Source organism: Ohtaekwangia kribbensis (assembly GCF_042676245.1).
Classification (GTDB): domain Bacteria; phylum Bacteroidota; class Bacteroidia; order Cytophagales; family Cyclobacteriaceae; genus Ohtaekwangia; species Ohtaekwangia kribbensis.
This window is the reverse complement of record NZ_JBHTKA010000001.1, coordinates 842,574-866,859: the sequence shown is the minus strand read 5'-3', so window position 1 is coordinate 866,859 and position 24,286 is coordinate 842,574. Positions and strand designations below refer to the sequence as shown.

21 protein-coding genes are annotated in these 24,286 nt (G+C 45.3%); 10 read left to right on the top strand and 11 right to left on the bottom strand.

All coding sequences use genetic code 11. The annotated features are described in order from the left end of the window. The first annotated feature begins 7 nt into the window (after positions 1-7). The 7 genes from ACFQ21_RS03445 (at position 8) to ACFQ21_RS03415 (ending at position 7,755) form a co-directional block, all read left to right on the top strand. Positions 8-457: an acyloxyacyl hydrolase gene (locus ACFQ21_RS03445; protein WP_377574885.1), complete on the top strand. Its 450-nt coding sequence runs from the start codon at positions 8-10 to the stop codon at positions 455-457. Positions 458-595: 138 nt separating this feature from the next. Beyond that, a complete protein-coding gene (locus ACFQ21_RS03440) occupies positions 596-1,225 on the top strand; it encodes an RNA polymerase sigma factor (protein WP_377574883.1) in 630 nt (209 codons plus the stop codon). Then, positions 1,215-2,063 (top strand): anti-sigma factor family protein, encoded by an 849-nt coding sequence (locus ACFQ21_RS03435; RefSeq protein ID WP_377574880.1) that lies wholly within the window; start codon positions 1,215-1,217, stop codon positions 2,061-2,063. The genes ACFQ21_RS03440 and ACFQ21_RS03435 overlap by 11 nt, the downstream gene beginning before the upstream one ends. 60 nt (positions 2,064-2,123) lie before the next feature. Then, complete coding sequence (locus tag ACFQ21_RS03430) at positions 2,124-3,320, top strand: hypothetical protein (RefSeq protein ID WP_377574877.1); 1,197 nt, start codon at positions 2,124-2,126, stop codon at positions 3,318-3,320. A 267-nt stretch (positions 3,321-3,587) separates the two neighbouring features. Then, complete coding sequence (locus ACFQ21_RS03425) at positions 3,588-4,919, top strand: efflux RND transporter periplasmic adaptor subunit (protein ID WP_377574875.1); 1,332 nt, start codon at positions 3,588-3,590, stop codon at positions 4,917-4,919. A gap of 12 nt (positions 4,920-4,931) precedes the next feature. Further along, positions 4,932-6,296: an ABC transporter permease gene (locus tag ACFQ21_RS03420; RefSeq protein ID WP_377574872.1), complete on the top strand. Its 1,365-nt coding sequence runs from the start codon at positions 4,932-4,934 to the stop codon at positions 6,294-6,296. Next, complete coding sequence (locus ACFQ21_RS03415) at positions 6,289-7,755, top strand: TolC family protein (protein ID WP_377574869.1); 1,467 nt, start codon at positions 6,289-6,291, stop codon at positions 7,753-7,755. Before ACFQ21_RS03420 ends, ACFQ21_RS03415 begins: the two co-directional genes overlap by 8 nt. Before the next feature lie 85 nt (positions 7,756-7,840). On the opposite strand, the gene purB is transcribed toward ACFQ21_RS03415, so the two are convergent. Further along, on the bottom strand, positions 7,841-9,178 hold the full coding sequence (purB, locus tag ACFQ21_RS03410) for an adenylosuccinate lyase (protein WP_377574866.1): 1,338 nt from the start codon (positions 9,176-9,178) through the stop codon (positions 7,841-7,843). 288 nt (positions 9,179-9,466) lie between these two features. On the opposite strand from purB, the gene ACFQ21_RS03405 reads away from it, so the two are divergent. Beyond that, positions 9,467-10,591 (top strand): 2Fe-2S iron-sulfur cluster-binding protein, encoded by a 1,125-nt coding sequence (locus ACFQ21_RS03405; RefSeq protein ID WP_377574863.1) that lies wholly within the window; start codon positions 9,467-9,469, stop codon positions 10,589-10,591. A 221-nt stretch (positions 10,592-10,812) separates the two neighbouring features. On the opposite strand, the gene ACFQ21_RS03400 is transcribed toward ACFQ21_RS03405, so the two are convergent. The 7 genes from ACFQ21_RS03400 to ACFQ21_RS03370 form a co-directional block, all read right to left on the bottom strand. Further along, positions 10,813-11,814 (bottom strand): cation diffusion facilitator family transporter, encoded by a 1,002-nt coding sequence (locus ACFQ21_RS03400; protein WP_377574860.1) that lies wholly within the window; start codon positions 11,812-11,814, stop codon positions 10,813-10,815. Positions 11,815-11,847: 33 nt separating this feature from the next. After that, positions 11,848-12,096, bottom strand: a complete 249-nt coding sequence (locus tag ACFQ21_RS03395; protein WP_377574857.1) for a CBU_0592 family membrane protein — start codon at positions 12,094-12,096, stop codon at positions 11,848-11,850. A 43-nt stretch (positions 12,097-12,139) separates the two neighbouring features. Further along, entirely contained in the window at positions 12,140-14,194 is a 2,055-nt protein-coding gene (locus tag ACFQ21_RS03390; RefSeq protein WP_377574854.1) for a ComEA family DNA-binding protein, read from the bottom strand. Further along, positions 14,191-15,009, bottom strand: a complete 819-nt coding sequence (locus ACFQ21_RS03385; RefSeq protein WP_377574851.1) for a hypothetical protein — start codon at positions 15,007-15,009, stop codon at positions 14,191-14,193. The genes ACFQ21_RS03390 and ACFQ21_RS03385 overlap by 4 nt, the downstream gene beginning before the upstream one ends. Before the next feature lie 206 nt (positions 15,010-15,215). Continuing rightward, the gene (locus ACFQ21_RS03380) at positions 15,216-15,584 is read right to left on the bottom strand and encodes a hypothetical protein (protein ID WP_377574848.1); all 369 of its coding nucleotides are present in this window, start codon (positions 15,582-15,584) and stop codon (positions 15,216-15,218) included. Beyond that, a complete protein-coding gene (locus ACFQ21_RS03375) occupies positions 15,571-16,806 on the bottom strand; it encodes a sterol desaturase family protein (RefSeq protein ID WP_377574845.1) in 1,236 nt (411 codons plus the stop codon). The genes ACFQ21_RS03380 and ACFQ21_RS03375 overlap by 14 nt, the downstream gene beginning before the upstream one ends. Before the next feature lie 129 nt (positions 16,807-16,935). Next, the gene (locus tag ACFQ21_RS03370; protein WP_377574843.1) at positions 16,936-17,382 is read right to left on the bottom strand and encodes a hypothetical protein; all 447 of its coding nucleotides are present in this window, start codon (positions 17,380-17,382) and stop codon (positions 16,936-16,938) included. A 102-nt stretch (positions 17,383-17,484) separates the two neighbouring features. Between ACFQ21_RS03370 and ACFQ21_RS03365 the strand changes: the two genes are divergently transcribed. Beyond that, positions 17,485-17,625, top strand: coding sequence for a hypothetical protein (locus ACFQ21_RS03365; protein WP_377574840.1), 141 nt, complete (start codon positions 17,485-17,487; stop codon positions 17,623-17,625). A gap of 79 nt (positions 17,626-17,704) precedes the next feature. Here ACFQ21_RS03365 and ACFQ21_RS03360 read toward each other — a convergent pair whose 3' ends face one another. Next, positions 17,705-18,115 carry a winged helix-turn-helix transcriptional regulator gene (locus ACFQ21_RS03360; RefSeq protein ID WP_377574837.1) on the bottom strand — a complete coding sequence of 137 codons (411 nt, stop codon included), beginning with the start codon at positions 18,113-18,115 and terminating at the stop codon, positions 17,705-17,707. A gap of 129 nt (positions 18,116-18,244) precedes the next feature. On the opposite strand from ACFQ21_RS03360, the gene ACFQ21_RS03355 reads away from it, so the two are divergent. Continuing rightward, positions 18,245-19,255, top strand: a complete 1,011-nt coding sequence (locus ACFQ21_RS03355) for a zinc-dependent alcohol dehydrogenase family protein (protein WP_377574834.1) — start codon at positions 18,245-18,247, stop codon at positions 19,253-19,255. A gap of 153 nt (positions 19,256-19,408) precedes the next feature. Here the strand turns inward: ACFQ21_RS03355 and ACFQ21_RS03350 are convergent, their stop codons facing one another. Both ACFQ21_RS03350 and ACFQ21_RS03345 read right to left on the bottom strand, forming a co-directional pair. After that, positions 19,409-21,145 (bottom strand): ABC transporter ATP-binding protein, encoded by a 1,737-nt coding sequence (locus ACFQ21_RS03350; protein ID WP_377574831.1) that lies wholly within the window; start codon positions 21,143-21,145, stop codon positions 19,409-19,411. Positions 21,146-21,392: 247 nt separating this feature from the next. Further along, entirely contained in the window at positions 21,393-23,816 is a 2,424-nt protein-coding gene (locus ACFQ21_RS03345; protein WP_377574829.1) for a glycoside hydrolase family 31 protein, read from the bottom strand. Between the last annotated feature and the right edge of the window lie 470 nt (positions 23,817-24,286).

Below are 24,286 nucleotides of genomic sequence, written 5' to 3'. Positions count from 1 at the left end.
TAGTTAATTGGCGGGTAATCATCAGGTACTTGCTTGCCGGCAGGCGAAAGAATATAAATTACCAGCTAAGAAAGTTTATGTCTATAGGAGTGGAGTTTATCGCGCTATTTCCAAGGGACGACTTCAATGCTGCCACGGTTTTGCCATCAGGCCATTCGCCAGGTTTTACCCGGTGAACAGAGTAAAATGGAGATTGTATTTTGAATCCGGTGGAAGTCTTGTTTATACGTTGACTGAATTTCCTGAGCCCACCGATCGGGACAATCGACTCGGACTTCAGTTAAATGGAATAACAAAGTATGGCATAGGTTCTGACATCAACATTTCAAGGAGTACTTCGATTATCGTCAGCGTCCGACATCTTCACATCTCCAATGGAAACACCAAAAGTGCAGCGCGGAATCCCTCTCACGACAGCAACGGGTTTTCTATAGGACTAGCGCACCGATTGAAATAGGTTGTTGATTGTGTGACGGTTATTGTCAATGAGACCTTTCCTCAAAATTCTTTCACAATCATAAAACTTTTCAAGCCCCCTTATCATCTTTATATCAGAAAACGGCAGTAATGCCTAAATCCTTCGAAATTAGACCTCATGGCCGAGACCTTACTCGACATCGCGATGATGCATTCTGAAACCGTAATTGCCCGGGCGAAACAAGGCGACCAGAATGCTCAAGGTAAACTGGTGCAGTTGTGGTACAAACGTATCTACAACTTCAGCTACAAGTTTTTTATGGATCATGACCTGGCCATGGAAGTATCGCAGAAAACCTTTATCTCGATGTGCCGGAACCTGGCTGGCCTGCAGGACATTGCCCGGTTCAAGTCATGGCTCTATAAAATTGCTGTAAACTATTGCCGCGAAGAAGCCCGCAGAAAGAAAGGGAGCCGGTCGTTATCATTCGATGTGGTATGGAACCGTGAAGCTGAAGATTCGCCCAAGTGGGAGTCGTCATCACAGCGGTATGCGAACCCGGAAAGCCAATACCAGCAAGCCGAACTCTCCGACATTCTGCAGCAGGCGCTCTTTGAGCTGAGTGATGAACAACGCGAAGTGGTGATCATGAAGGAATACGAAGGATTGAAGTTTCGTGAGATCGCGGAAGTGCTGAATATATCAGAGAACACAGTGAAGTCGAGGATGTATTACGGTCTTGATGGATTGAAGAAAATTCTGGAACGAAAAAATATTACTAAAGATACAATTGGCTATGAGCTATAAACCTGATCAACACGATTGGATGGCTTACCTCTATGGCGAACTGGAGGGTGCTGAAAAAGAAAAGATGGAGCAGTATCTTTTATCGGATCCGCATGCACGCAAAGAACTGGAGCAATACCAGCAATTGCGCAAAATGATGGGCACCGTAGAAGACAAAGAAGTAATTGCTCCGCCTATCGTAGTGGGCGATAATCGCCAGCGCTTTATCTGGAATACACCGGCCGTGCGCATGGTGGCCAGCATTGCGGCTTCTCTTCTTATCATCATCCTGGTGGGTAAACTTACCGGTACGCAAATAAGTATGTCGGGCAACGAGTTCAGGTTGAGTTTTGGTGATGCCCCTAAAAACGAAATGGTGCAACCGGCAACGGCCTGGCTATCCGCCAACGAAGTGCAGAACATGATCAACGAGTCGCTTAACCAGAACAATATAGCGATGCAGGCAAGCTGGAAAGAAACACAGCAAAAGCTCGATGCTTCTATTCGCAGTAACCTCGCATCCAATTCCGGTAAGATCGACAAGCTGGTGAAAGAAGCTTCCAATGCTTCACAGGAACAGATCCGTCAGTTTGTATCAACGCTGCAGAACGACAATGCAGAAGTAGTAAAGAATTACTTTCAGCTTTCTTCAACCGAGCAGAAAAAATATATTGAGGGACTACTCGTAGATTTTGCAAAATACCTGCAGCAACAACGCAACGATGACCTGCAACTGGTGCAAACACAGCTGAAAGCGCTGGAGCAGAACACCGACATTTTCAAGCAGGAAACCGAACAGATACTAACCAGTATCATTACCACGGTGAATGGTGCTGAAGTAAAAGAAACGAAGTATTGATGATCCGGTATATATACCGATAAAGAAAAAATGAACAGACAATTAGATAATTCAAGGAATATGAAATCGATTATTCAAGTATGGATGAGCAGTGTGTTGGTGCTGGTGATCGGGGCTCACGTTGCAACCGCGCAGAAGATTGATGACGAGCGCATGAGACGGGATATAAGCGTAGCTGAAAATGTGCTGGGTACATTGATCAAACAACAATTCAGCAATCAGCGTACATTCTTTCAGTTAGAGATAAAAGGAAATTACCAGCAGGGATACGGTGTGACTTTTTCACTGCCTGCGGATTATACTACTCCGATAGCCTTCACGCTCGGCTCTGGCAATGGTGTGGTGGTATATAGCGATGAGTTTGAAGAGCCCGCTACTATTGATATACGCGGTAGCGAAGATGGCAGTGACGACCGCGCAGTGGTGAACGGCAGAAACACCTATAAGCTGAAAGAGAAGACAAAGGGCAGAACCCGTGGTGTTGACATGGACAGCATCCGCGATGCATACAACCTGAAAGTGATTGAAGCTGCAAAAGAATTTATACTCGATTACAGTGACATGATCTCACAGCTTGGTCCTCAGGAAAGAATCGTAGTAACGAACCAGGGCAACCAGCCGCGCGCATGGGTAGGTCAGTACTTCAACGCACCGAACCGTACGCACCTTTCCATTGAAGCATTGAAGTCAGATATAGCACAGTATAAAGCCGGCAAGCTGACGCGTGTACAGGCTGACGCGAAGATTAAAGTGGTGAATACAGAATCAACCAATGCGGTTGAACCTGATCTGGAACTACTGTCAAGTATATTCTCGCGCCTTTACCGTGTGGATCTGTCCAAAACATATTTCACCGAAGAGAATATATACTACGAACGGTTGAAAGATTACGGAGTGATCTACTACATGCAGGTATATAGCAGCAGCGAGCGCGACTACAAACGCTTCGATATGCCAACGCTGAACCTGCAGGATGTAGATCAGGCAACACGCAACAAGAAAGTAGGCGAGCTTTACCCGGCCTTTGAACGCGAGCTGAAAGAGAATGTATTGGAGTATGGTAAAACCGTAAAGAGTCTGAAAGATGACGAAGTGCTGATCTTCCAGGTGCGCCTTACACGCTGTGCAAGCTGTGGTATACCATCGTCACTCGAGATCTCTGTAAAAGGTTCTGTTCTGAAAGATGTGAATGCCGGTAAGCTGGATAAAAATGCAGCACTGGCGAAGCTTATCGTGAAGAAAGGCGAGAACCAGTAAGCAAGTTTACCATACCGTAATTTAAAATATAGTGTGCCGGCAGTACAATGTTATTACTTGCCGGCACGTTTGTTTCTTGCCGTTGATGTAGTTTTTTAAACCAATGGACTAATTATTGTAACCATCTGGCAAGAGTTGAGTACAGTTTAGAAAAGCGGATTGTGTAGTTGGGTGTGACCGGATATAGTGTTGAAGGGGTGTTAGAGGAGTAATCCGTTAATGATTTTTTTTACAAGCGAACCCTTTAACCTCTAATAACCTTCTGAAATGAAGAAAAAACTTCTAATCGGTGCAGGTGCATCTGCACTGTTACTCATTGTATTTTTTATCGTCCGCGGCAACAAGGCCAACGAAGTTGCAGACGTGATCGCTGACGTAAAGCGAGGTCCTTTCAAAGTCGAGATCGAAACAACAGGCGAACTGGAAGCCAAGAACTCAGTTAAGATTCTCGGTCCGTCTCAACTGCGTGACTTTCGTATCTGGAATGTTACCATCCAGAATATCATTGATGAAGGCACCGTTGTAAAGAAAGGTGATTGGGTTGCAACACTCGATCGCTCCGAGTTCCAGAATCGCTTTAATGAAAAACAGATCGAGCTTGAAAAGGCAAATTCAAAATTTGTACAGACACAACTCGATACAACACTCACCATGCGCCAGTCGCGCGATGAACTTATCAACCTTCGCTATGGGCGTGACGAGAAGCAGATCATCCTTGATCAGTCCAAGTTTGAACCACCGGCGACCATCAAACAAAATGAAATAAACCTCGAGAAAGCAGTTCGCGCGTTGGAACAGGCAGAGGAGAATAACAAGATCAAAAAGAAACAGAACATCGAGAAGATGCGCGAAGTATCAGCCGAACTGCGCAAAGTACAAAATGAATTTACGTCCATGACCAAAGTAATGGAATCGTTCAATGTAACGGCTCCGGAAGATGGTATGGTGATCTATGAAAAAGGCTGGGATGGTAAACCGATCAAAGCAGGCTCACAAATAAACATGTGGGAACCAACGGTAGCTACACTACCGGATCTTACCAAGATGATGTCCAAAACGTATGTCAATGAAGTAGATGTACGCAAAGTAAAAGCAGGGCAGGATGTTAGCATTGGTCTTGATGCATATCCTGATAAGAAGTTAACCGGTAAAGTAATTCGTGTGGCCAACGTAGGTGAGCAACGTCCGAACTCCGATGCAAAAGTATTTGAAGTAGCCGTTGAGATCAACGGTACGGATCCTACGCTGCGTCCTTCCATGACTACCAGCAATCGCATCATCGCGAGTGTAATTGATAAAGCGATGTTTATACCCTTGGAGTGTCTGCACAGCCAGGCTGATACCGTAACGTATGTATATAAAAAGGACGGTATAAATATAGTGAAGCAGGAAGTGATGGTAGGACAGACCAACGCCAACGATGTGGTTATACTGGGCGGTCTTGCTGAAAGTGACCGGGTATATCTTTCAATACCTCCGGGAACAGACGATGATGCCATCACACTACTCAAGGAGATGAACGGCAAGCGCAAGAAGAAAGAACAGGAAGAAAAACCTGAGGCACCGGCCAAGGCTATACCGACAGCTTCGAACCATTAATCTGTTCATTGTATGATTCCACCACGAATATTGGCAAACCTCTCCATTGCTATAGGGGCGGTTATTTCCAACAAAGTGCGCTCCTTGCTTACAGCGCTGGGTATAATCTTTGGTGTGGCGGCTGTTATTGCCATGCTCGCCATAGGGAACGGAGCTCAACGTGAAATTCTTGACCAGATAAAACTGGTAGGTGTAAACAACATCGTGATCAAACCAATTGTTGAACAGAAAGAAGAAAAGATCGAAGAGCAGACAGGGCAGAAGGATAAAAAGAAATTTTCGCCCGGCCTTACCATGCGCGATGTCAGCAACATCAAGCAGACCATTCCCGGTATAGCAAGTATATCTCCGGAAATAATTCTGGATACGTATGTGATTCGCAGCGGTCTGAGACGTTCCGCCAAACTGGTAGGTGTGGAGCCGGTATATTTCACGATCTATAATTTTGAAATGCTCGATGGCAAACCCTTTACGCAAGAGCAGGAACGATTAGGCTCACCGGTTTGTGTTATTGGTAGTTCTATAAAAGCAAAGTTCTTCCCGACTGAAAATCCAATCGGTAAAACCATCAAGGTAGGACAGCACTGGTTAACCATTGTTGGCGTGTTGAAAGAACGCGCGGTGTCTGAATCGAGCATCAGTAAACTGGGTATACGCGATTTTAATATGGATGTGTATACACCTATACAATCTATACTGATTCGCTATAAGAACCGCGATAAAATTACCGGTGAACAACTTCGGTTAGAGTCTATGCGCAGCCGCGGCATGGTGTTCTCCAACAACCAGAACAATGGTGAACAAAGTGAGGCGGAGCGGAAAAATTACCACCAGCTCGACCGACTGGTTATACAGGTAAATGAAACGAGTCAGCTCACACCAACGGCAGAGATACTCTCCCGATTACTCAAACGCAGACACTACGAAGTAGTGGATTATGAAATTGAGATTCCGGAAATGTTACTCAAGCAACAGCAACGCACTAATGATATATTCAACTACGTGCTCGGAGCCATTGCCGGTATATCTTTATTGGTAGGTGGTATAGGCATCATGAACATTATGCTCGCTTCTGTATTGGAGCGCATCAAAGAGATCGGTCTGCGATTATCCATAGGTGCCAAGAAGAGCGATGTTATACAACAGTTCCTGTTCGAGGCTATCATGATCAGCGTTACCGGTGGTATCATTGGTGTTATACTCGGTGTAACCCTGGCATACCTGGTCTCCAAGTTTGCCGGTATACCTACCATCATCAGTTTTACATCCATCGTGTTATCATTCGGTGTGGCCGCTACAGTCGGGTTGATTTTCGGAATTGCCCCGGCCCGTAAAGCTGCTAACCAGGACCCCATCACATCCTTACGATATGAATAAAGTATATTCTTCTCTACCTGTTTTTGTATTCTTTTTTCTCATCACTTCTTTTTCATACGCCCAGAATGTATTCACGCTGGATGATATCATTTTGCGTTCAAAAGGACAATCGCCTGCTTCCAAACAGGCAGAGACACGAAAAGAAAACCGCTACTGGCAATACCGGTTCTATAAATCAAACTATAATCCGCAACTGCGCCTCGAAGGGAGTTTACCCAGCTACTATAAACGGGTAAACCAGATACCGCAGCAGGATGGTACCTTTCGATATATACCGGTAGAGCAAACCAATAACTATGTAAACCTCGGTCTGCAACAACCACTTCAGTGGACGGGCGGTGTGATCTCTGCCAACAGCAGTCTTGGATACTTTAAAGATTTCAATGACCCTACATCCTTAGCGGAGCAGTGGAGTGGAACGGTGATGAATATACAACTCAATCAACCGCTCTTCTCATTCAATACACTTCGCTGGGATCGCAAGACTGAACCCTTGCGTTATGAAGAATCCAAACGCGAATATGTAGAGCAAATGGAATTTATATCGCGCGAAGCTGTCAGTCGTTTCTTTAATGTATTGCAGGCGCAGATCAATTTGCAGATCGCTACATTCAACCTGGCCAACAACGATACGATCTATAAGATTGAACAAGGCCGCTATAACATCGGTACAACTTCGCAGGATAAATTGCTTCAGGTAGAATTGCAGTTGCTGCGCTCGCGCCAGGATGTAGCACAGGCAACACTCGACCAGGAAACAGCACGATTACAACTGCGTACCTATATAAGTCTTACCGAGGGTGAAACATTTGCACTTAGCTTACCGGAATTCATTCCATCCTTTGATGTTACCGTAGATGAAGCACTTGAACATGCGCGCAAGAATCGCGCGGCCTATATAGCATTCGAACGAAGGCGCATTGAAGCCGATCGCGAAGTAGCGGAGGCGCGTGGTCAGCGTTTTCAAACAGAGCTCACCGCTGCATTTGGTTTGAATAACAATGGTTTGATGTTGAATGATGTATATACCGATCCTTCGGAACTGCAGCAATTTAACCTGACGCTGAGTGTGCCGGTACTTGACTGGGGGCGAAACAAATCGCGGATGCGCACCGCCATCGCCAATAAAAAACTGAACGACTATATCATTGCACAGGATGAGATAAACTTCGAGCAGGAGGTAATGACACAGGTGCGTCAATTCGAAATGCTGAGACTTCAGATTGAGATCACGAAGAAAGCAGACGAAGTTGCTACGGAGCGTTATAATGTAGCACAGAACCGTTACCTGATCGGCAAGATCGATATCACCAACCTGAATATAGCCTTGACCGAGAAAGATGACGCAAAGCGAAGCTATATCCAGGCGCTGAAATCTTTCTGGACAGCTTATTATGATCTGCGCAGATTAACACTATACGATTTTTCTACCAAGCAGCTTTTGTACAAGCCTGAGTAGCGTCTCGCAAGTATAATTATACATTAAAACAAAGAGGAGGTATATAAAGCATATACCTCCTCTTTTGTTTTTTTTTCGCAGGCTACTATATACCTGTGTACGTGAAAGGTGTGATCGCCTTCAGACGTTCTTTCAATGCAGGCTTCACATTTAGTGTATCGATGAAATCAGCGATGCTTTGCTGTGTCATCTTTTCATTTTTGCGGGTAAGGGCTTTCAACGCTTCATACGGATTCGGATATCCTTCTTTGCGGAGTATAGTTTGAATGGCTTCCGCCACCACAGCCCAGTTGTCATCAAGATCGCGGTTGATCGCAGCCTGATTCAGTTCCAGTTTGCTGATACCCTTCAGTAAAGATTGCATGGCTATATAGGTATGCGCAAGCGGCACACCTATATTTCGTAACACCGTAGAATCTGTGAGGTCGCGCTGCAGGCGGGATATTGGTAATTTCCCGGAAAGGTGTTCAAAGATCGCATTCGCGAATCCTAAATTACCTTCTGCATTTTCAAAGTCGATCGGGTTTACTTTATGCGGCATAGCCGATGAACCAATCTCGCCTTCCTTGATCTTTTGTTTGAAATACTCCATCGAAATATACTGCCATACATCACGGCTGAAGTCGATGAGAATGGTATTGATACGTTTCAGGTTGTCGAACAACGCTGCTATATTATCATAGTGCTCGATCTGTGTTGTCGGGTAACTTCTTACAAGTCCTAAATGATGGCAGAACTCATCACCGAATTTATTCCAGTCCGTGCCCGGGTAGGCTATAGCATGCGCGTTGAAATTACCGGTGGCACCGCCAAATTTACCGGCATGCGGCACGGTGCGCAGTTGGTTGAGTTGTTTCTCCAGGCGCGCAGCAAACACCATAATCTCTTTACCCAAACGTGTTGGCGATGCAGGTTGGCCGTGTGTAAATGCCAGCATCGGAATATCTTTCCACTCAATGGCCAGCACGTTGAGTTTGCTCAGCAACATCTCGGCAGAGATCAGGTATTCACGTTCAATGAACTCTTTCAACAACAAAGGTATAGCCGTGTTGTTAATGTCTTGAGACGTTAACCCGAAGTGAATAAACTCTTTGAAGTGATCCAGTTTCAGGCGTTCAAATTCTTTCTTGATAAAGTATTCAACAGCCTTTACATCGTGGTTGGTTGTTTTTTCGATCAGCTTGATCTCGCCCGCATGGAATTCAGTAAAATTCTTGTAGATCTTTCGCAGGTCGTTCAGCATGTGTACCGGAAAGTCTTCAAGCTCCGCGATGGTGGCAGACATCGCGATGAAATATTCGATCTCTACCTGTACACGGTACCGCATTAATCCGAATTCAGAGAAATAAGGGGCCAGAGGCTTAACAGTTTCAAAATACCGGCCGTCAACGGGCGATATAGCGGTGAGTGGATTTAATTGCACGATGTCAGTGTTAAAGCTCAAAATTAATCGCTTATGGCTATACACCCAAATCTTGCCGATAATGGCTTTACGATCTGTGTTTTAAACCGTTGAGGTACATTTTAGCTGTTTTACAGGCAATTAAGGCGCTTGAAATGCGTTCGCTGTGTACTTTGATACACGGTTTACCTTTTTACAAAGAAGAATCCTAACTACTTTTGTGGTGAAGGAATTATATTTTAAGAATTATATTTTATCGCTGCCTGGGTCTTCAAAAGGCCGGGTATAACTACATAACTGATTAAGAGAATGGCGTTTAGTTTTTTTAAGAAATCCAAGCAGGAACCGAAGAAGGAAGAAACCACACACAGCGGACCGCACTACTACGACCTCAAGGTCAAGTCGATCATTAACGAAACGAAGGATGCCATCACTATTGTATTCGAGCAACCTTCGGGAAAAAATATAGGGTATAAGTCAGGGCAGTTTTTAACGCTGATCGCCAACGTACAAGGCAAGGAAGTGCGCAGGGCCTATTCATTGTGCAGCTCACCGTTTGTAGATGAAGACCTGGCCGTAACGGTAAAACGTGTGGAGCAGGGATTGATGTCGAACTGGTTGCCGGATAATCTGAAAGAAGGGCAGACGCTGAAGGTGATGGAACCGATGGGACAATTCACAACAGAGTACGATGTAAAAGGCAAGCGCCACATCGTAATGTTCTCCGGTGGCTCCGGTATAACTCCGATGATCTCCATCATCAAGAGTATACTTTCACAAGAGCCTGACAGCATTGTGTCGTTGATCTATTGCAACCGCGATATAGACAGCATCATCTTCCGCGATGAACTTGATAAATGGCAGACGAAATATGAAGGTCGCCTGCATGTTATACATGTACTCGACAACGCTCCGATGAACTGGCAGGGATATTCGGGTTTACTGAACCACGAGATGCTTGTAAAATTATTCGAGCGTGTTCCGAACTGGGGCATCGACAAAACTACATACCTGATGTGCGGACCGGAAGGCATGATGAAGAATGTCGAGACATTACTGGATGTACATAAGATTCCAAAAGAGAAAATTTTCAAAGAGAGCTTTGTGCAAGGTATACTTGATAAAAAAGAGGAGAAGCCCGCGGCCACCGGTGATGTCAAAGCACGCGAAGTAACCATTCGCTACGATGGCCAGGAATACAAAGTACAGGTAGAGCCCAACAATACTATACTTCAAAGCGCGCTCGACCAGGGAATCGATCTTCCATATTCATGTCAGAGCGGCTTGTGTACAGCTTGCCGCGGTAAAGCATTAAGCGGGCAGGTAAAACTCGATGAAGAAGAGGGACTCTCACAATCCGAACGTGCCGAAGGCTACGTACTCACCTGCGTAGGCCACCCGTTGACGGATGATGTAGTCATTGAGATTGGATAATGAGAAATAGCTGCGAGCTTTGAGCTGTGACTCGCGCGAGAGACAAAGGAAAGGTCGCTGGCTACAAGGTGCTGGTTGCAGGAGGAGTATCTTAATTTAGAGTTGTTGGTACCCCGGTAATAAGTGAGTATATATCGTCATTAGGAGTAAACACGATAGCAGTTTTACTCTACCTTGAAGCCAGCAGCTTGCAGCCAGTAAGCCTTCTGGCAGCTCGTAGCTCACGGGTCGCAGCTCTCTTTCAAAGAGTGCTTCTTATTCTCCGAGATATTCTCCACCGTCCAGGTGATCTTTTTTACGAAGTTGTGTTGGCGTACGGGGCAGTCGCCTTTGTCGCAGATGGGACATGAGGTCTTGAGACAGCCATCGGTGTGGATGAAGAATTCAACGGAGCTGCCGAAACGATCGCGTACCAGTCCGGTGAGTTTATCAATTTCAAGGTGAGCTTCGTTTACGTTGAGGTACCACGGCACAGTAAGGTGACAATCCATGTGCAGCTGGTTGCCATATTTGATGATGCGCATGTTGTGCAGATCGATCCAGTTCCAGTTACGATTACTGTTCAGCAATCCTACCATTTTTATTAACAGATCACGATCCGTTTCATCCATGATACCCGCCAGCGAGCTGCGCAGAATTTTATACCCGGTACGCATGATGATGAGGGCAAACACAATCGCCACTACACTATCGAGCCAGAGTATATTTGTGAAATACACTACGATCAATCCGGCTGTTATACCCAGCGTTGTATAGGTGTCTGACTGTAAATGTTTACCGCTGGCATGCAGGGCCATGGAATTGTTGCGCTTGCCGATACGAATACAGATCATTCCCATGATATAGTTGAGCAAGGCTGTTATGCAGATCAGGCCCATACCGATGTCGAGCTTGTGAAGTTCCCTGGGGTGAATCAGGTTGATGATCGCACTGTAGATAATGAAAATGCCGGCGACAAAAATGAGACTGCCCTCCAGGGCAGCCGATATAAATTCAACTTTGCCGTGTCCGTACGGATGATCTTCGTCCTGGGGCTTGGCTGCAACGTAGAGGCTATACAAACCAATAAAGCCGGCCACGATGTTAACAATACCTTCCAGTGCATCGGTGAGAATGGCTACCGAATGCGTAAGGTAATAGGCGATCACTTTGACAATCAGGAGAGATACCGAAAGTACCGCCACCCATTTCTGAACTTGAATATTTTTCTTTGCTGCCTCCACGATCTATAACCCAGGATGGGGCGCAAATAACAATTATCTTTTTGATTTTCGAAGCAATTTTATGACTGCGGGAATGGCAATAATAACCCACACCACGTTGATGAACGTATTGGCAAACGCACCTTTATAAATAGAATAGATAATGAGCAGTAAACCTCCCGTGATGTTCAGAAAATAGAACAGGAACGTGTCGGACCGCAACCGTTGATAACTGTTTAGTCCATAAGCAATAATAACTTCAAACGAGCCGATCCAGCCCAGTATTTCGATTAGCGTTTCCATCGTGTGACAAAATACAAAGATGTTTGTGAGAACGTTCGAACGTTCAGAATTTTATGCGTGTCTGAAATTTCAGATCGCTGCGCACAGAGCCGTCCGTCTTATCAACCCCCGAACCAATCGCATCACGGTCGGTATACTGTGTGTCTGCATAGCGGACCCAGAAACTTACGTACGAATTGAGTTTATACTCCAGTAGTATATACCGGCGGATGCCTCTGCCATAATAGGCTGGCAATGAAAACGCGAGCCACACATCATTCTCATATACATATTGCCGGTTGTCGTAGTCATCGGTATCAAACAACGCATACCGCGCAGTAACTTCGAGTTTTCGCATGTTGAAACGAATGTCTTGTATCAACACCATGCCGCGGGTTGTCTGGTGATGAATGGAGTAAGAACTGAATTGCAACCGTGTTTTAAAACGAACATGATCGGATGCACCAATGTCACTGCTGATCCAGTAATTATACTTTCTGCCCCGATCAGTTGTGTAAAGCGTTGATGCCGGTGATGCTATATTCCGAACCTTTGCCTCTTCACGAATTTGTGCGAACAGCGTAGTCTTTCGTGAAGGTTGGTAATTGACCCGCACCAACCACTCATGCCCGTCAGAGGGAGTATAGATGCGATAGCGTAGCCACGCAAACTGAAACAGGTCTATATAGCCGGTAACATTAAGCCTGCGGTGAAAGGTATATTTCCAACCCCAGTATGTGCCGCGTTCATTCTGTGTCGTACTCCCTTCAGCAAATGCGTTGGAATAGAACGCATGGTACGCCCGATCGAAATTCCGGTAGAGTAAAGCGAGATCAACACGCGGAGCCATATTCCAGAGAACACCCGCTACATACGCGCTGCCGCCATGAAGCGAATGTGAAAACTCACTGAAGAACGCTGCGTTACGAAGTGTATAATTCAGATAGCTCCCTATATTTTCATTGCGCGTTCCGCTGAATATAAACTGGTTATAGCGTGTGGCAGTCTTTGCTACGGCATGGTCATACACAATCTGGTTGTAGAGTATACCGGCATCCATTCGCTGGGTTTTGTATTGGATAACGCTTCCTAAATTCTGTTCACCTGTCGCAGCTCGTTTCGCCAGTTCTTTTTCGTTTCGGTGTAGTCCGGTAGTGATCAGCGAAGATATGATCGATGTTTCCTGTATACTATCACTAACCTGTGCATCGCGTTTGGTGCTCGAGAAGAACCCTGACCAGTATATATTTCGGGAAACTTCCAATGTAGCAGCGATGCCGCGCAGGTTACCTGCTTCGGAAAACGATGTATAGGGTAAATGGCCGATGTTGCTTCTGCGTACAGTCGTGATGGTTTCTCCCCCTTTCCCCATCCCAAATATACCTCCGATCATCAGTCCTTGTCCAAACTGGCTTTGAAAGTCTCCGATAACAAGGTTCTTCAGCCTGCCTTTGTTTTGCAACTGCGCATGAAAAGATATATAGTCAAATCCATATTGATGTCGCGATTGATTCCAGGTCATTTGTTCACCAGCATCTTTCTCGGCTGAAAATCCAAAACTGAAATCACCCGGCCTGCTTGAACGGAAGCGAACCGAGAGTTTATCAGGCGATCCTTTAAAATGATTATCGGCATCTGTCTCCGATCGAAAGCCTGCTTTGGTTTGTAACATGCGTTCATAGCGCATGATGAAGTAATTATCAGATTCATCTTTTACCCGTTGCCAAAGCGAGCGGTTAATGGTGGAGGCCGGATCCCGAACCTGTATATAAGGAGTTATCTTTTGAATGGTAACCAGATCGAATCCCGGCACAGCCTGCAATTCATAGACTGAAAGTAAATATCCGTTTATAAGCCGGTACTCCAGCAGGTTTTTAATTTGCTCTTCACTCAGGATTTTGAGAAAGCGAAGTTCTTCATCCGTGGCTTCGTTAACATCAAGCGGGTGGGCGAGAAGCTGTGCAAGATTATCGTAGAGATCTTCGTAATTCAGGTCAAGATCTTGTGCACCGTAGAGGTCGTCTGCGATCTTTTGAAAAACATTTTCACCATCAACAGCGTCCTGCGCGAACACAAGTAGCGTTCCCGACATAAACAACATTAGCAGTAAATATCTCATGGACGTTTCGCTTTCAAACGGTAAGCAACGGTAGCCTGGTGACGTGCTCCCTGTTCGGTGTTTTGCATAAAGGCATAGTCAATGCGAAACTTCTCGGGCTTGAAGCCGAGTCCGACAAACGCAGCATTGGGTTTCAGGTTAACCCCGGTACGAAACCAGAATTTTTTATAGAACTCATATTCAAGTCCGGCTTTCCACACCGGGGTATACTCCAGGTCTTTCTCCAGCTCGGATGTTACCAGCAGTTTATCAGTAGGCGTAAAAGCTATACCTACCGTGAGTGTTGTGGGGAGCCGCTCATCGTCTTCCGAAAGTGTCGGCTGGTTAATGTTGGAAATATAGGCTCCGACCGAGAACGCTGACGATAAGGTTGCAATACCACCAAACCCTAAACTCAATACACCTTTATTTCCAAAACCTTCTGCATGGTATTGTATATAGTTTAAACGTATACCGAGCGAAGCCAGACCAAACGTGTTGCTGAAACCGGCCGTGACAACTTGTTCGTTATAGAGGTCATCGCCAAAACGAAATATACCTATACCGGTAACTCCGAAGGATACCGGTAATATAGCAACAGCAGCCATGGTGTTAAATGCCGCTATACCGGGTCGCGCTTCGTATGTGCAGGCCGTTGTAATCTGATTTACTTTCGCAAGACCACCTATATTATTGAAAACAGACCATTCATCGGTGAGTGCGGCAGAAGCAAGGCCTAAGCCCTGCGCACGAGCACCCATTTGTGTAGAGGCACTTTGTGCGAATATAGTATAGGGTATACATGTCAGGCATGCTATAAGTACTGATTTTATCACAACGTTTTTAATTGATACCGGCTAAAAGTAGCGGGTTGTAAAGCATTGCTCCAAGCGAATGGAAGAAGATATTAATGCGGTATCAGGACGAAATATAGCGTCCCTGTTATAGAATGAAATCGTTCGGTTGTTATGTACTATATATAGTACTATATATACTTGAAGAGGCGAAATATACCGGATAAATCCGGTGCGTAGAGAGAATGTTACTCTACGCTGATCTCTTTGGCAAGACCCATCGCGTTAAAGCGAATGGCCAGTCTCAAAGCACTGTCAGAATGTTGCTCGCACTCGGGTGCAGGTTGCAGATAATAGTAGTAGAATTTCTGGTTACGCTTGTAGAGTTCGTTACGATCAGGTTTACCCAGAACCTGTACAATTTCCATTTCACTCAGGCCGAGCAATGCAGCCTTCTGTTCTTTCAGTGTTTCGATGGAGGTAACACGGGCACCGCTGCATCCGTTCTTGTCATTCATCCATACTTCCGTTTCAATACCTTTCAATTCCGGTAACGGCTTTCTGCACGACAGGCACATCAGGCATACCAGCAGACAACCAACACTAAGACTTCTCATGCGTACAAATAAAATAAAACCAGCTTGCTGAAATTATAAAATATAGCGCACCCACACCGTACAGCCACACAGGCCATGTATTAAGGTACACCGCTACTATCAGAAGGGCTGGGTATAAAACGATGCGGAACCACTCGGTCCGCTTTACCCACGCTCGTCCTTCAAATAACACGCTGCAATTTACAACCACAACCGAGATGAGGATAGTAATAAACAGATTTTCTGTTGTTGTAAAACGATCACTTCCATCGGCCTGCTTCTGACTGAATAGAAACAACGCAGTGCCCGCCAGGCAAAGTACATATTGAAAGAGCACATAGCTGGTTAATAACAGACCGGAAGGAGTTTCGTATTTCCGGTACGCGGCTTTATCAACAGCCGGTGCTGCGCGGTAGCCACCAAGATAGTCGGGGAGCCACCCCGGTTTTTTAAAGAGGTAGCGGATGCGGTCGCTCCATTTCGGAATGCGCTGCAGATCTTTTTGCATATCAACATAATGACTCACGTTGGCAAACACGGCATTCCAGCTGTTAAGCGGTTTGGTAATGCCGTAGGTGGGCTTCTCTTCTTCAGCCTGAAAGGTGCCAAACATCCGGTCCCAAATGATGAGCGACCCTGCGTGGTTCTTGTCGATATACTTCGGATCACGACCGTGATGCACGCGATGATGAGACGGTGTGTTAAAGATATATTCGAACCATCCGAGTTTACCGATCGTCTCGGTGTGTATCCAGAATTGGTAGAGTGTGTTGAGTGAAGAGATCAATACAAAGTCGAGTGTTTCAAATCCAAAGAAGGCAATGGGAAGACTGAAGCCGAACGTCCACACTACTTGCAATGAACTTTGACGGAGCGCTACCGACAAGTTATACTCCTCGCTCTGATGATGCACAACATGACCACCCCAGAACAGATTTACCTCGTGGCTCATACGATGAGCCCAGTAATAAGAGAGGTCAACCAGCAGGAAAAGTACAAGCCAGTATAGTGCGTTACGCTCCCAGGTGAAGAGCGTGTAGTGTTCAAATAAATACTGGTAAGCGCCAACTGCGAATATCTTCAGAAACAACCCGGAGAGTTGCTGGGTAATGCCGCAGCTCAGGTTGGCAATGGTATCGGGCAGGCGGTAAAGTTTTTGATGCGTAAAGCGTTCGATCAGCAATTCAATGCCGATCAATAAAAAGAAGATCGGGATGGATAGTACAATTGGGTTTGGGCTCATGGTGGTTTAGGTTGTAGCGAGTTATGGCTGTCTATGTTTTCATACGAGCAGAAGGGAAGGTGAAAGTTCTAAAAACAAAAAGCGATAGTAGGAGATACCATCGCTCTTCTGATTTTTTCAGGATAAAGATCAATTACCGCTGAAGAGATTTTTTTGGGCGTCATCAACTTTGTTTTCAGCAGCTTCTTTTACTTCGGCTGCTTTCTCTTCAATAGCGCTGACAACAGATGATACTTTTTCTACTACTGCATCTTTAAGCTCTACAGCTTTTTCTACAGCAGCAGCAGATAAGTCTGCAGCCTTCTCGGTTACAGCTTTCTTAACGGCCTTCGCCTTGGTTGCTACTTTGCTGGTAAATGATTTTTTAGCTGCCTTCTTCGGAGTTTTTTTAGCGGCTTTCTTAACAGCCTTCACTGCTTTTTTAGCAGCTTTCTTCGGAGCCTTCGCAGCTTTTTTAGCGCTCTTTTTTGCCGCCTTTGTTGCCTTCTTGGCAACTTTTTTAGCGGCTTTCTTAACAGCTTTCTTCGCTGTTTTTTTAGCAGCTTTCTTAGATGTTTTCTTTGCTTTTTTTGCCATAGCGGTGAATGTTATGTATTAGGTACCGAAAAGTTAGTTAATAATCTTTTTACTTCTGAAGGAATATATAGATTTTATTCAAAATATATCTCTTCATGTAGCATGGTGTATACCTTGCAGCAGGTATGGATATGCGCTATAGCGGTGCGTTTTACTTCGGTTATCCATGCCGGTAAATACATTCAGCGGAACAAGACTATAGTTCGTTACTCGCACGTCTTCCTGCGTACGCTGCGTGTATAGATCGCGTTAATATAGCTGAAAATAAAGCTTTTGGCCATGTTGTATGCTCGCAGACATCAACAGATATAGCATCGTTCAGCTACACCAGTACACCGGTAGAACGATCGGCAGAAGCTTCCGGTATACCCGTTGCACATTTCTTTACATCATGCATGCGCGGAATGTTGTGGCGGATCATTTCTTTCTCCGCCCAATCGCTTAACAGCTTGATGAACGGTATAAGCTCATGACCACTGCCGGTAAGTTGATACTCCACCCGTGGCGGAAGTTCTATATACTCATGGCGTGTTATCAGTCCGTCATCTTCCAGTTCCCGTAAGGCTTGCGTCAGCATTTTGGGTGTTATACCGGTAACGGCTTTTCGCAGCTGGCCATAGCGCAGCAACCCTTCGCCCAGGTGCCAGAGAATCCGGCCCTTATGTTTACCTCCGATGCGTTGAAAACCATAGTCAACCGAGCATTGAGGTGCAGTGTCTTTTTGCTTCTTCATATACCTGAAAATTTTTTCTGACTGATTATCACCGTTAGTATCCTTTTGGTGCGCAGGGTACCAAAAAGTGCATACTTGATAGCGGCTTCACCGTCATGTTAGTTTGCTTCATTATGTAACGCAATTTTTATGAAGACCATTCAATCAGACAAATTTGGAATTGAAAATTTAAAAATCACATCCACTCCGAAACCAACGCCCGGCCCTCATGAAGTGCTGGTAAAGATAGAAGCTGCATCGTTAAATTACCTCGACCTGATGGTGATCAACGGGCAGTATAATCCTCAACTTCCGTTGCCACACGTTCCTTGTTCCGATGGCTCGGGCACCGTGGAAACTACCGGAAGCAACGTAACCCGTTGGAAAAAAGGTGATCGTGTCACTACACATTTCATTCAGCAATGGATCAGCGGAAGCAAAACACCTGAGTTATTCTTAAGTCGCACCGGTCTCGAACATCCCGGTGTACTGCGAGAGTATATTTCCATTCCTGAAACTGCGCTCGTGCGTACACCCGATATACTTTCAGCAGAGGAAGCATCTACATTGCCGATAGCAGCACTCACAGCCTGGACCGGACTATTCGAATACGCGCGATTAAAACCCGGACAAACACTGCTGACACAAGGGTCTGGTGGTGTATCGATCTTTGCCCTGCAGCTCGCTAAAGCAGCCGGGGCGCGGGTTATTGCGCTGTCCGGTTCACCTGCAAAACTGGAGAAGCTTCGCGCGCTCGGAGCCGATGAAGTGATCAACTATCGCGAGACTCCCGACTGGCATGTTGAAGCAAGGCGTTTGACGGATAGGGAGGGCGTTGACGCTATTCTCGATGTAGTAGGAACGGACACGCTTACCAAATCTATTTACGCGATTAAAGCCGATGGATTTATAGGCCTTACGGGAAATCTCTCCGGTGCTGTAGTACCGTTTAATATATATGACACGGTGCCGGCCAACGCAACCCTGCGCGGTATATCAGTGGGAAGTGTTGAGAATTTCAGAGCACTGCTGAAAGCTGTTGAGACTGTAAAGCTGAAACCTGTTATTGATTCGGTATTCCCGATGGATAGGATACAGGAAGCGTACCGATACATGCAGCAAGGCACGTTCTTTGGGAAGATTGTGATCAAGATAGATTGAGGGGAAGGCTGCTGGCTGCAGGATGGTAGCGGTGAGGTTACGAGGGGAGCTATAATTCGTTAATCCACCTATATGATCTATATGTAAAGAGAGAGTCGTTGTATTGAAACGCTCTCTCTTTATAAATAGCAATGACAGGTAAGATCGTTGCTTTTATATTCTGGCCTGATAGGTATATAGTTCGAAGTACCGGCCTTTCTTTTCAATAAGTTGTTCGTGTTTGCCGAGCTCTTGTATCTCGCCTCCTTCAATTACCAGGATCTGATCGGCCTGGCGGATGGTGCTTAACCGGTGCGCGATCACAAAGGTTGTGCGGCCTTTCATCAGTCTGCTGAGACTGTCCTGTATTAACGATTCTGATTCGGTGTCAAGATTAGATGTCGCTTCATCGAGAATGAGAACGCGCGGGTTGGCCAGTATAGCACGTGCAATAGCAACACGTTGGCGCTGTCCACCGGAGAGTTTTACACCCCGTTCGCCAATAACCGTATCGAGTCCTTTCTCGAATGAATCCGTGAACTGATCGACATTGGCAGCACGAACTGCCTGCAGCAATTCTTCTTCAGAAGCGCCCGGGCGTGGGAAGAGTATATTTTCACGAATCGTTCCTTCGAACAGAAAGTCGTCCTGTAATACAACTCCCAACTGACTCCGGTAACTGTCCAGCGAAACTTTCGCGAGATCAACACCATCTACCGTAATAGTACCGCTCTCCGGATTCAGGAAGGAAGCAGCGAGTCCGGCAATGGTTGTCTTGCCTGAACCTGATGTACCCACCAGGGCCGTAACGGTACCGTTAGGCGCAGAGAAACTGATGTTTCTCAAAACAGATTTACCTTCGTCATACGCAAACGACACGTTGTTAAAAGCTATATCGCCTTTGATCGTGCCGATCTTCATGGTGCGCGTGATGCCATCGTCTTCCGGTGTCATGTTCATGATCTCTTCCGTACGATCGAGCCCGGCAAACGCTTCGGTCAATTGACTGCCGATGTTACTCATCTGCACAATAGGAGCGATCATAAAACCAAGGTACAGCGTGAAGGAAAGAAAGTCTCCGAAGGTCATGTTACCATGGATGATCATATACCCACCAATCCCCATAATACCTGTGCTGGCGAGTCCTAAGAGAAACGTTGCTGAACTAGTAACGAGACTCGTAGAAGTGAGACTTTGTTTTACATTGAGGAAAAGTTTTTCAACGCCTGCCTCAAATGTTTTGATCTCCTGTGCTTCGGCATTGAAACCTTTGATAACGCGAACACCGTTGAGTGTTTCCGTTAAGCGACCGGTAACTTCTGCGTTGAGTTTGCCGCGTTCGCGAAATATAGGGCGTATCTTGTTAAACGCCTGCAGGGATATAAATCCAAATATGGCAACGGGCAATAATACATACAGCGTCATCATCGGGCTGATGTTGATCAACAGCACCAGGCAGATTACTGCGCTGAGCAATCCACCCACGAGTTGTACCAGGCCGGTACCCACCAGGTTGCGTACGCCTTCTACATCCGTCATGATGCGCGATACGAGCGCACCCGATTTGCTGTTGTCGAAGAAACGCACCGGTAGTCTGAGAATCTGTTTCTGAACTTTTACCCGTAACACCGATATAAGGTGCTGCGCTTCAACACTCAGTAACTTGGTGAGCAGAAAAGATGTTACTGCTTGTATTATGATAGCACCCACTACACCGCCCAGCAGATAATATAGCATGGTGATGTTCTTCTTGGCGATCACTTCGTCAACCAGGTATTTACTCGCCCACGGTAGAACAAGGCCGGAGATGCGGCTGATAACAATGAGGATAAGACCAACAAACAAAAGATTTCTGCGGGGCCATACAATGGTTTTAAAAACATGGCCAATAGTAACTTTCGGTTTCGACATTGAACGTTTGATTTGAGGTACGCAGAGAACAAGACGGAAGACAGATTAGTTTTATTCTTCCCGCCCATAAAATAAACGTATTTTTTCATTTGTGCTGTCCGGAATTTACCGGCATGTCAAATTCGATGTTGAGATCTACTTTAGCGTAATTATAGTGTATAGCCTCCTGTTCATTGGGCAGGAGGCTGTGTTGATGAGTATATAATATATTCTAAATGATTAAAAGCCGTTTACGCAGTATAGGCGATCATAGTTTGATTTTTATAGCATCGCCTTTGTAACTCACCACCTTGTTATACTTTTCTGATAGTGCGGGACCTGTTCCTTTACCAGGCAACACCGTGATAAGATTGAATGTTCGATTGGTAAGCATACCCGGGAACGAACCCTTTCTTTTTGAAATGGTTAAAACTTTTTGCTTATCGTTCCAGTGAAATGTTACTTCAGAATACTGCCCTTTTTCATAGTTGTAGTTGTCGCCTTCATCTTCATACAAGGTAAACTCACCATCGGCTCCGGTATATATTCTTATCTCGAGATTGTCCCATTTTTTCTCTTCAGCATATTGAACGCGCGGACCCCATGGAAGAATAGAACCAGTCTTTATATAGAGCGGTATAATATCCAGAGGAGTTTCTTTTTGGAGGGATTGACCTCCTGCTATTTTTTCGCCAGTCCAGAAGTCATACCAGTCGTTGCCAGCAGGAAGATAGAGCGCTCTCGATTTGATTGTGCTGAAATCTTCGACACGGGTTGTATCACGTTCGCTTACAGCAATTTTGGAATACATAGGTTTAATAACCGGTGCAACCAGGATAGACTTCCCGAACATATAGGCATCGTTCCGGTCAATCGCGTTTTTATCATTCGGAAAATCCATAACAAACGCTCGCATCGGAGTTGAGTTCTTGTTGGTAACATCCCACGAAGTTGAATAGATATAGGGGAGTAGTGAGTATCGCAGGTTAATATACTTTTCGATCGCATCATAATAGCGGTTGCCTTTTTTGCCGAATTGATAAATCTCGCGTGGAGCATCCGTGCCATGCGAACGCATCATCGGACAGAACGTACCGAATTGTAGCCAGCGCACATATAGTTCGCGGTAGTCGGCATCATTTAATTTAGCCGGATATTCCAGAAGGAAAAATCCTCCTATATCCGAGTTCCAGTAGGGTATACCACAAAGTGTGAAATTTAATCCGGAAGTAATCTGATTGTGCAGTGCTTTCCACGAAGAGACTACATCTCCCGACCATGTGTTGGCACCGTAACGTTGCTGTCCGGCAAACGCAGAACGTGTAAGTATAAATACACGTTTGTCTGAAGTAGTAGCACGTTGATGATCCGATACACCGCCAACCGTCATCAGCGGGTAAGCGTTTCTAACCTTGCGAAAAGAACCGAGATAGGTTTTGGTATCGAAATCTTCTTTTTTTAAATCAAGATGATCGGGCTCTGTTGAATCCATCCACCAGCCATCTATACCCAGCGAAAATATACCTTTGCTGGCGTAGCGCCAGTAAATATCGCGTGCTTCCGGATTATAGGCATCATAAACCCGTACACCGGATGGATATCGCATATCCGGAGGCCACACATCAAGACCTGACATCGGCCACGTGGTAATGTTGAATAGCATTCCTTTTTTGTCGAGCTCTTTATATGGCAATGTCTCCGGACCAAACGATGACCAGATCGAAATGATCATGTGTGCATTCAGCGCATGTATATCATCAACCATCTTCTTCGGTTTCGGAAATTCAGGATTTAAAAACTCCATGGCATTCCACAGGTAGTTGTTACCCCAGTACTGCCAGTCTTGTATGATGCCGTCAAGCGGCACATGCAGCTCGCGATATTTTTTTACTACACCTGTAATCTCATCTTCACTTTTATAGCGCTCTTTGCTTTGCCAAAAACCAAATGTCCACAACGGGAACATGGGAGCTTTACCGGTAAGCCCGCGCATTTGTGAAATAACTCCGTCTGCATTTTTGCCATACATAAAATAATAGTCAGCGCATTCTCCCACCTCAGATTTAAAATACGTTTCCGTATAATTATCGGAAAAGGTGGTAGGAGAATAATTATCCCAGAATATACCATAGCCTTTCACGGAAAGAAAAAATGGAATGACATCTTCCAGGTTTCCCTGCACCAGGTATTTAGTCTGATGACGTTGATTCATTTTCCCATCATGAAATTGTCCTAAGCCATAGATCGATTCGGCAGAGTCTAACAAAAATGACTGCGATACACTAAAGGTTTTATTTCCGGCATCGTTGAAATCTTCAAATATAGCCGTCTTGCCTTCTTTCAATAGTTTCTCTCCGGAGGTGCTCCGGAAGTTAAGCGTGCCTTTTTGTAAATCGAGATCAACAACAATAACTCCCGAAGAAAGTGTAACAATATTTTTTTCATTCTTTACTTCGGTCTTAACATTCTCCGGAGTCTTAATTACGGACAGACTTTTTGTTTGGGCAACTGCTCCCGCAGGCGTCTTCACGACTCTTAAAACAGAAGGGGTATAAAAAGTCAATTCGATGGTATGCACGTTGGTGGTGCCGACCGTTGCCCGGATACCGGAGGGAATTCGCTCGTACTTTTGAGCATTTGCAAATGTTGCAACTACGATGAGTGCAACAACAAGGATAATGTCTTTTAACATCTTGGCGTGGGTTAGAGTTTACAAAGTCACATTCCTGCATGAGCAAGAAGATCACGCAGGAGGAACATCATTTTAATTTATAAATGTAATAAATACATTTATAAATATATGGCAGCTTCTTGCAGCATTCTGTTTGAGAATTGCATAAACCGGAAATTCAGACTGCGTATACAGTTCTTTGGGACTATTGTGACTTTGAAATGTAGAGGTTTACTATACGTAGACTTTTGCATACCATAAACCCGTTCGCAGCTTTGTTTTGACCACTATTTTGTCGTCTGCTTCTTATTTATCCGCGCGAAACGGGTGGCTATACTTGCCTTGAAATTTGCGCTGGAGAATAACTGCGCAATTCCCCCACCATTGTACTGCCCAAATACGCGAAGGCATTTGGCAATTCGAATCTTTATTATACCAAGCATCCGGTTTGAGAACCATGATAGCCGATGATCGGGATCTTAAGCGCACAT

Bases quoted from the DNA above. Each gene is read 5' to 3' on its own strand.
- ACFQ21_RS03355 (WP_377574834.1), top strand. From the start codon at position 18,245: ATGAAGACCATTCAATCAGACAAATTTGGAATTGAAAATTTAAAAATC.
- ACFQ21_RS03395 (WP_377574857.1), bottom strand. From the start codon at position 12,096: ATGGAAACGCTAATCGAAATACTGGGCTGGATCGGCTCGTTTGAAGTT.
- ACFQ21_RS03350 (WP_377574831.1), bottom strand. From the start codon at position 21,145: ATGTCGAAACCGAAAGTTACTATTGGCCATGTTTTTAAAACCATTGTA.
- ACFQ21_RS03420 (WP_377574872.1), top strand. From the start codon at position 4,932: ATGATTCCACCACGAATATTGGCAAACCTCTCCATTGCTATAGGGGCG.
- ACFQ21_RS03365 (WP_377574840.1), top strand. From the start codon at position 17,485: ATGGTGTATACCTTGCAGCAGGTATGGATATGCGCTATAGCGGTGCGT.
- ACFQ21_RS03405 (WP_377574863.1), top strand. From the start codon at position 9,467: ATGGCGTTTAGTTTTTTTAAGAAATCCAAGCAGGAACCGAAGAAGGAA.
- ACFQ21_RS03440 (WP_377574883.1), top strand. From the start codon at position 596: ATGGCCGAGACCTTACTCGACATCGCGATGATGCATTCTGAAACCGTA.
- ACFQ21_RS03430 (WP_377574877.1), top strand. From the start codon at position 2,124: ATGAAATCGATTATTCAAGTATGGATGAGCAGTGTGTTGGTGCTGGTG.
- ACFQ21_RS03435 (WP_377574880.1), top strand. From the start codon at position 1,215: ATGAGCTATAAACCTGATCAACACGATTGGATGGCTTACCTCTATGGC.
- ACFQ21_RS03425 (WP_377574875.1), top strand. From the start codon at position 3,588: ATGAAGAAAAAACTTCTAATCGGTGCAGGTGCATCTGCACTGTTACTC.
- ACFQ21_RS03390 (WP_377574854.1), bottom strand. From the start codon at position 14,194: ATGAGATATTTACTGCTAATGTTGTTTATGTCGGGAACGCTACTTGTG.
- ACFQ21_RS03345 (WP_377574829.1), bottom strand. From the start codon at position 23,816: ATGTTAAAAGACATTATCCTTGTTGTTGCACTCATCGTAGTTGCAACA.
- ACFQ21_RS03415 (WP_377574869.1), top strand. From the start codon at position 6,289: ATGAATAAAGTATATTCTTCTCTACCTGTTTTTGTATTCTTTTTTCTC.
- ACFQ21_RS03375 (WP_377574845.1), bottom strand. From the start codon at position 16,806: ATGAGCCCAAACCCAATTGTACTATCCATCCCGATCTTCTTTTTATTG.
- ACFQ21_RS03360 (WP_377574837.1), bottom strand. From the start codon at position 18,115: ATGAAGAAGCAAAAAGACACTGCACCTCAATGCTCGGTTGACTATGGT.
- ACFQ21_RS03370 (WP_377574843.1), bottom strand. From the start codon at position 17,382: ATGGCAAAAAAAGCAAAGAAAACATCTAAGAAAGCTGCTAAAAAAACA.
- ACFQ21_RS03380 (WP_377574848.1), bottom strand. From the start codon at position 15,584: ATGAGAAGTCTTAGTGTTGGTTGTCTGCTGGTATGCCTGATGTGCCTG.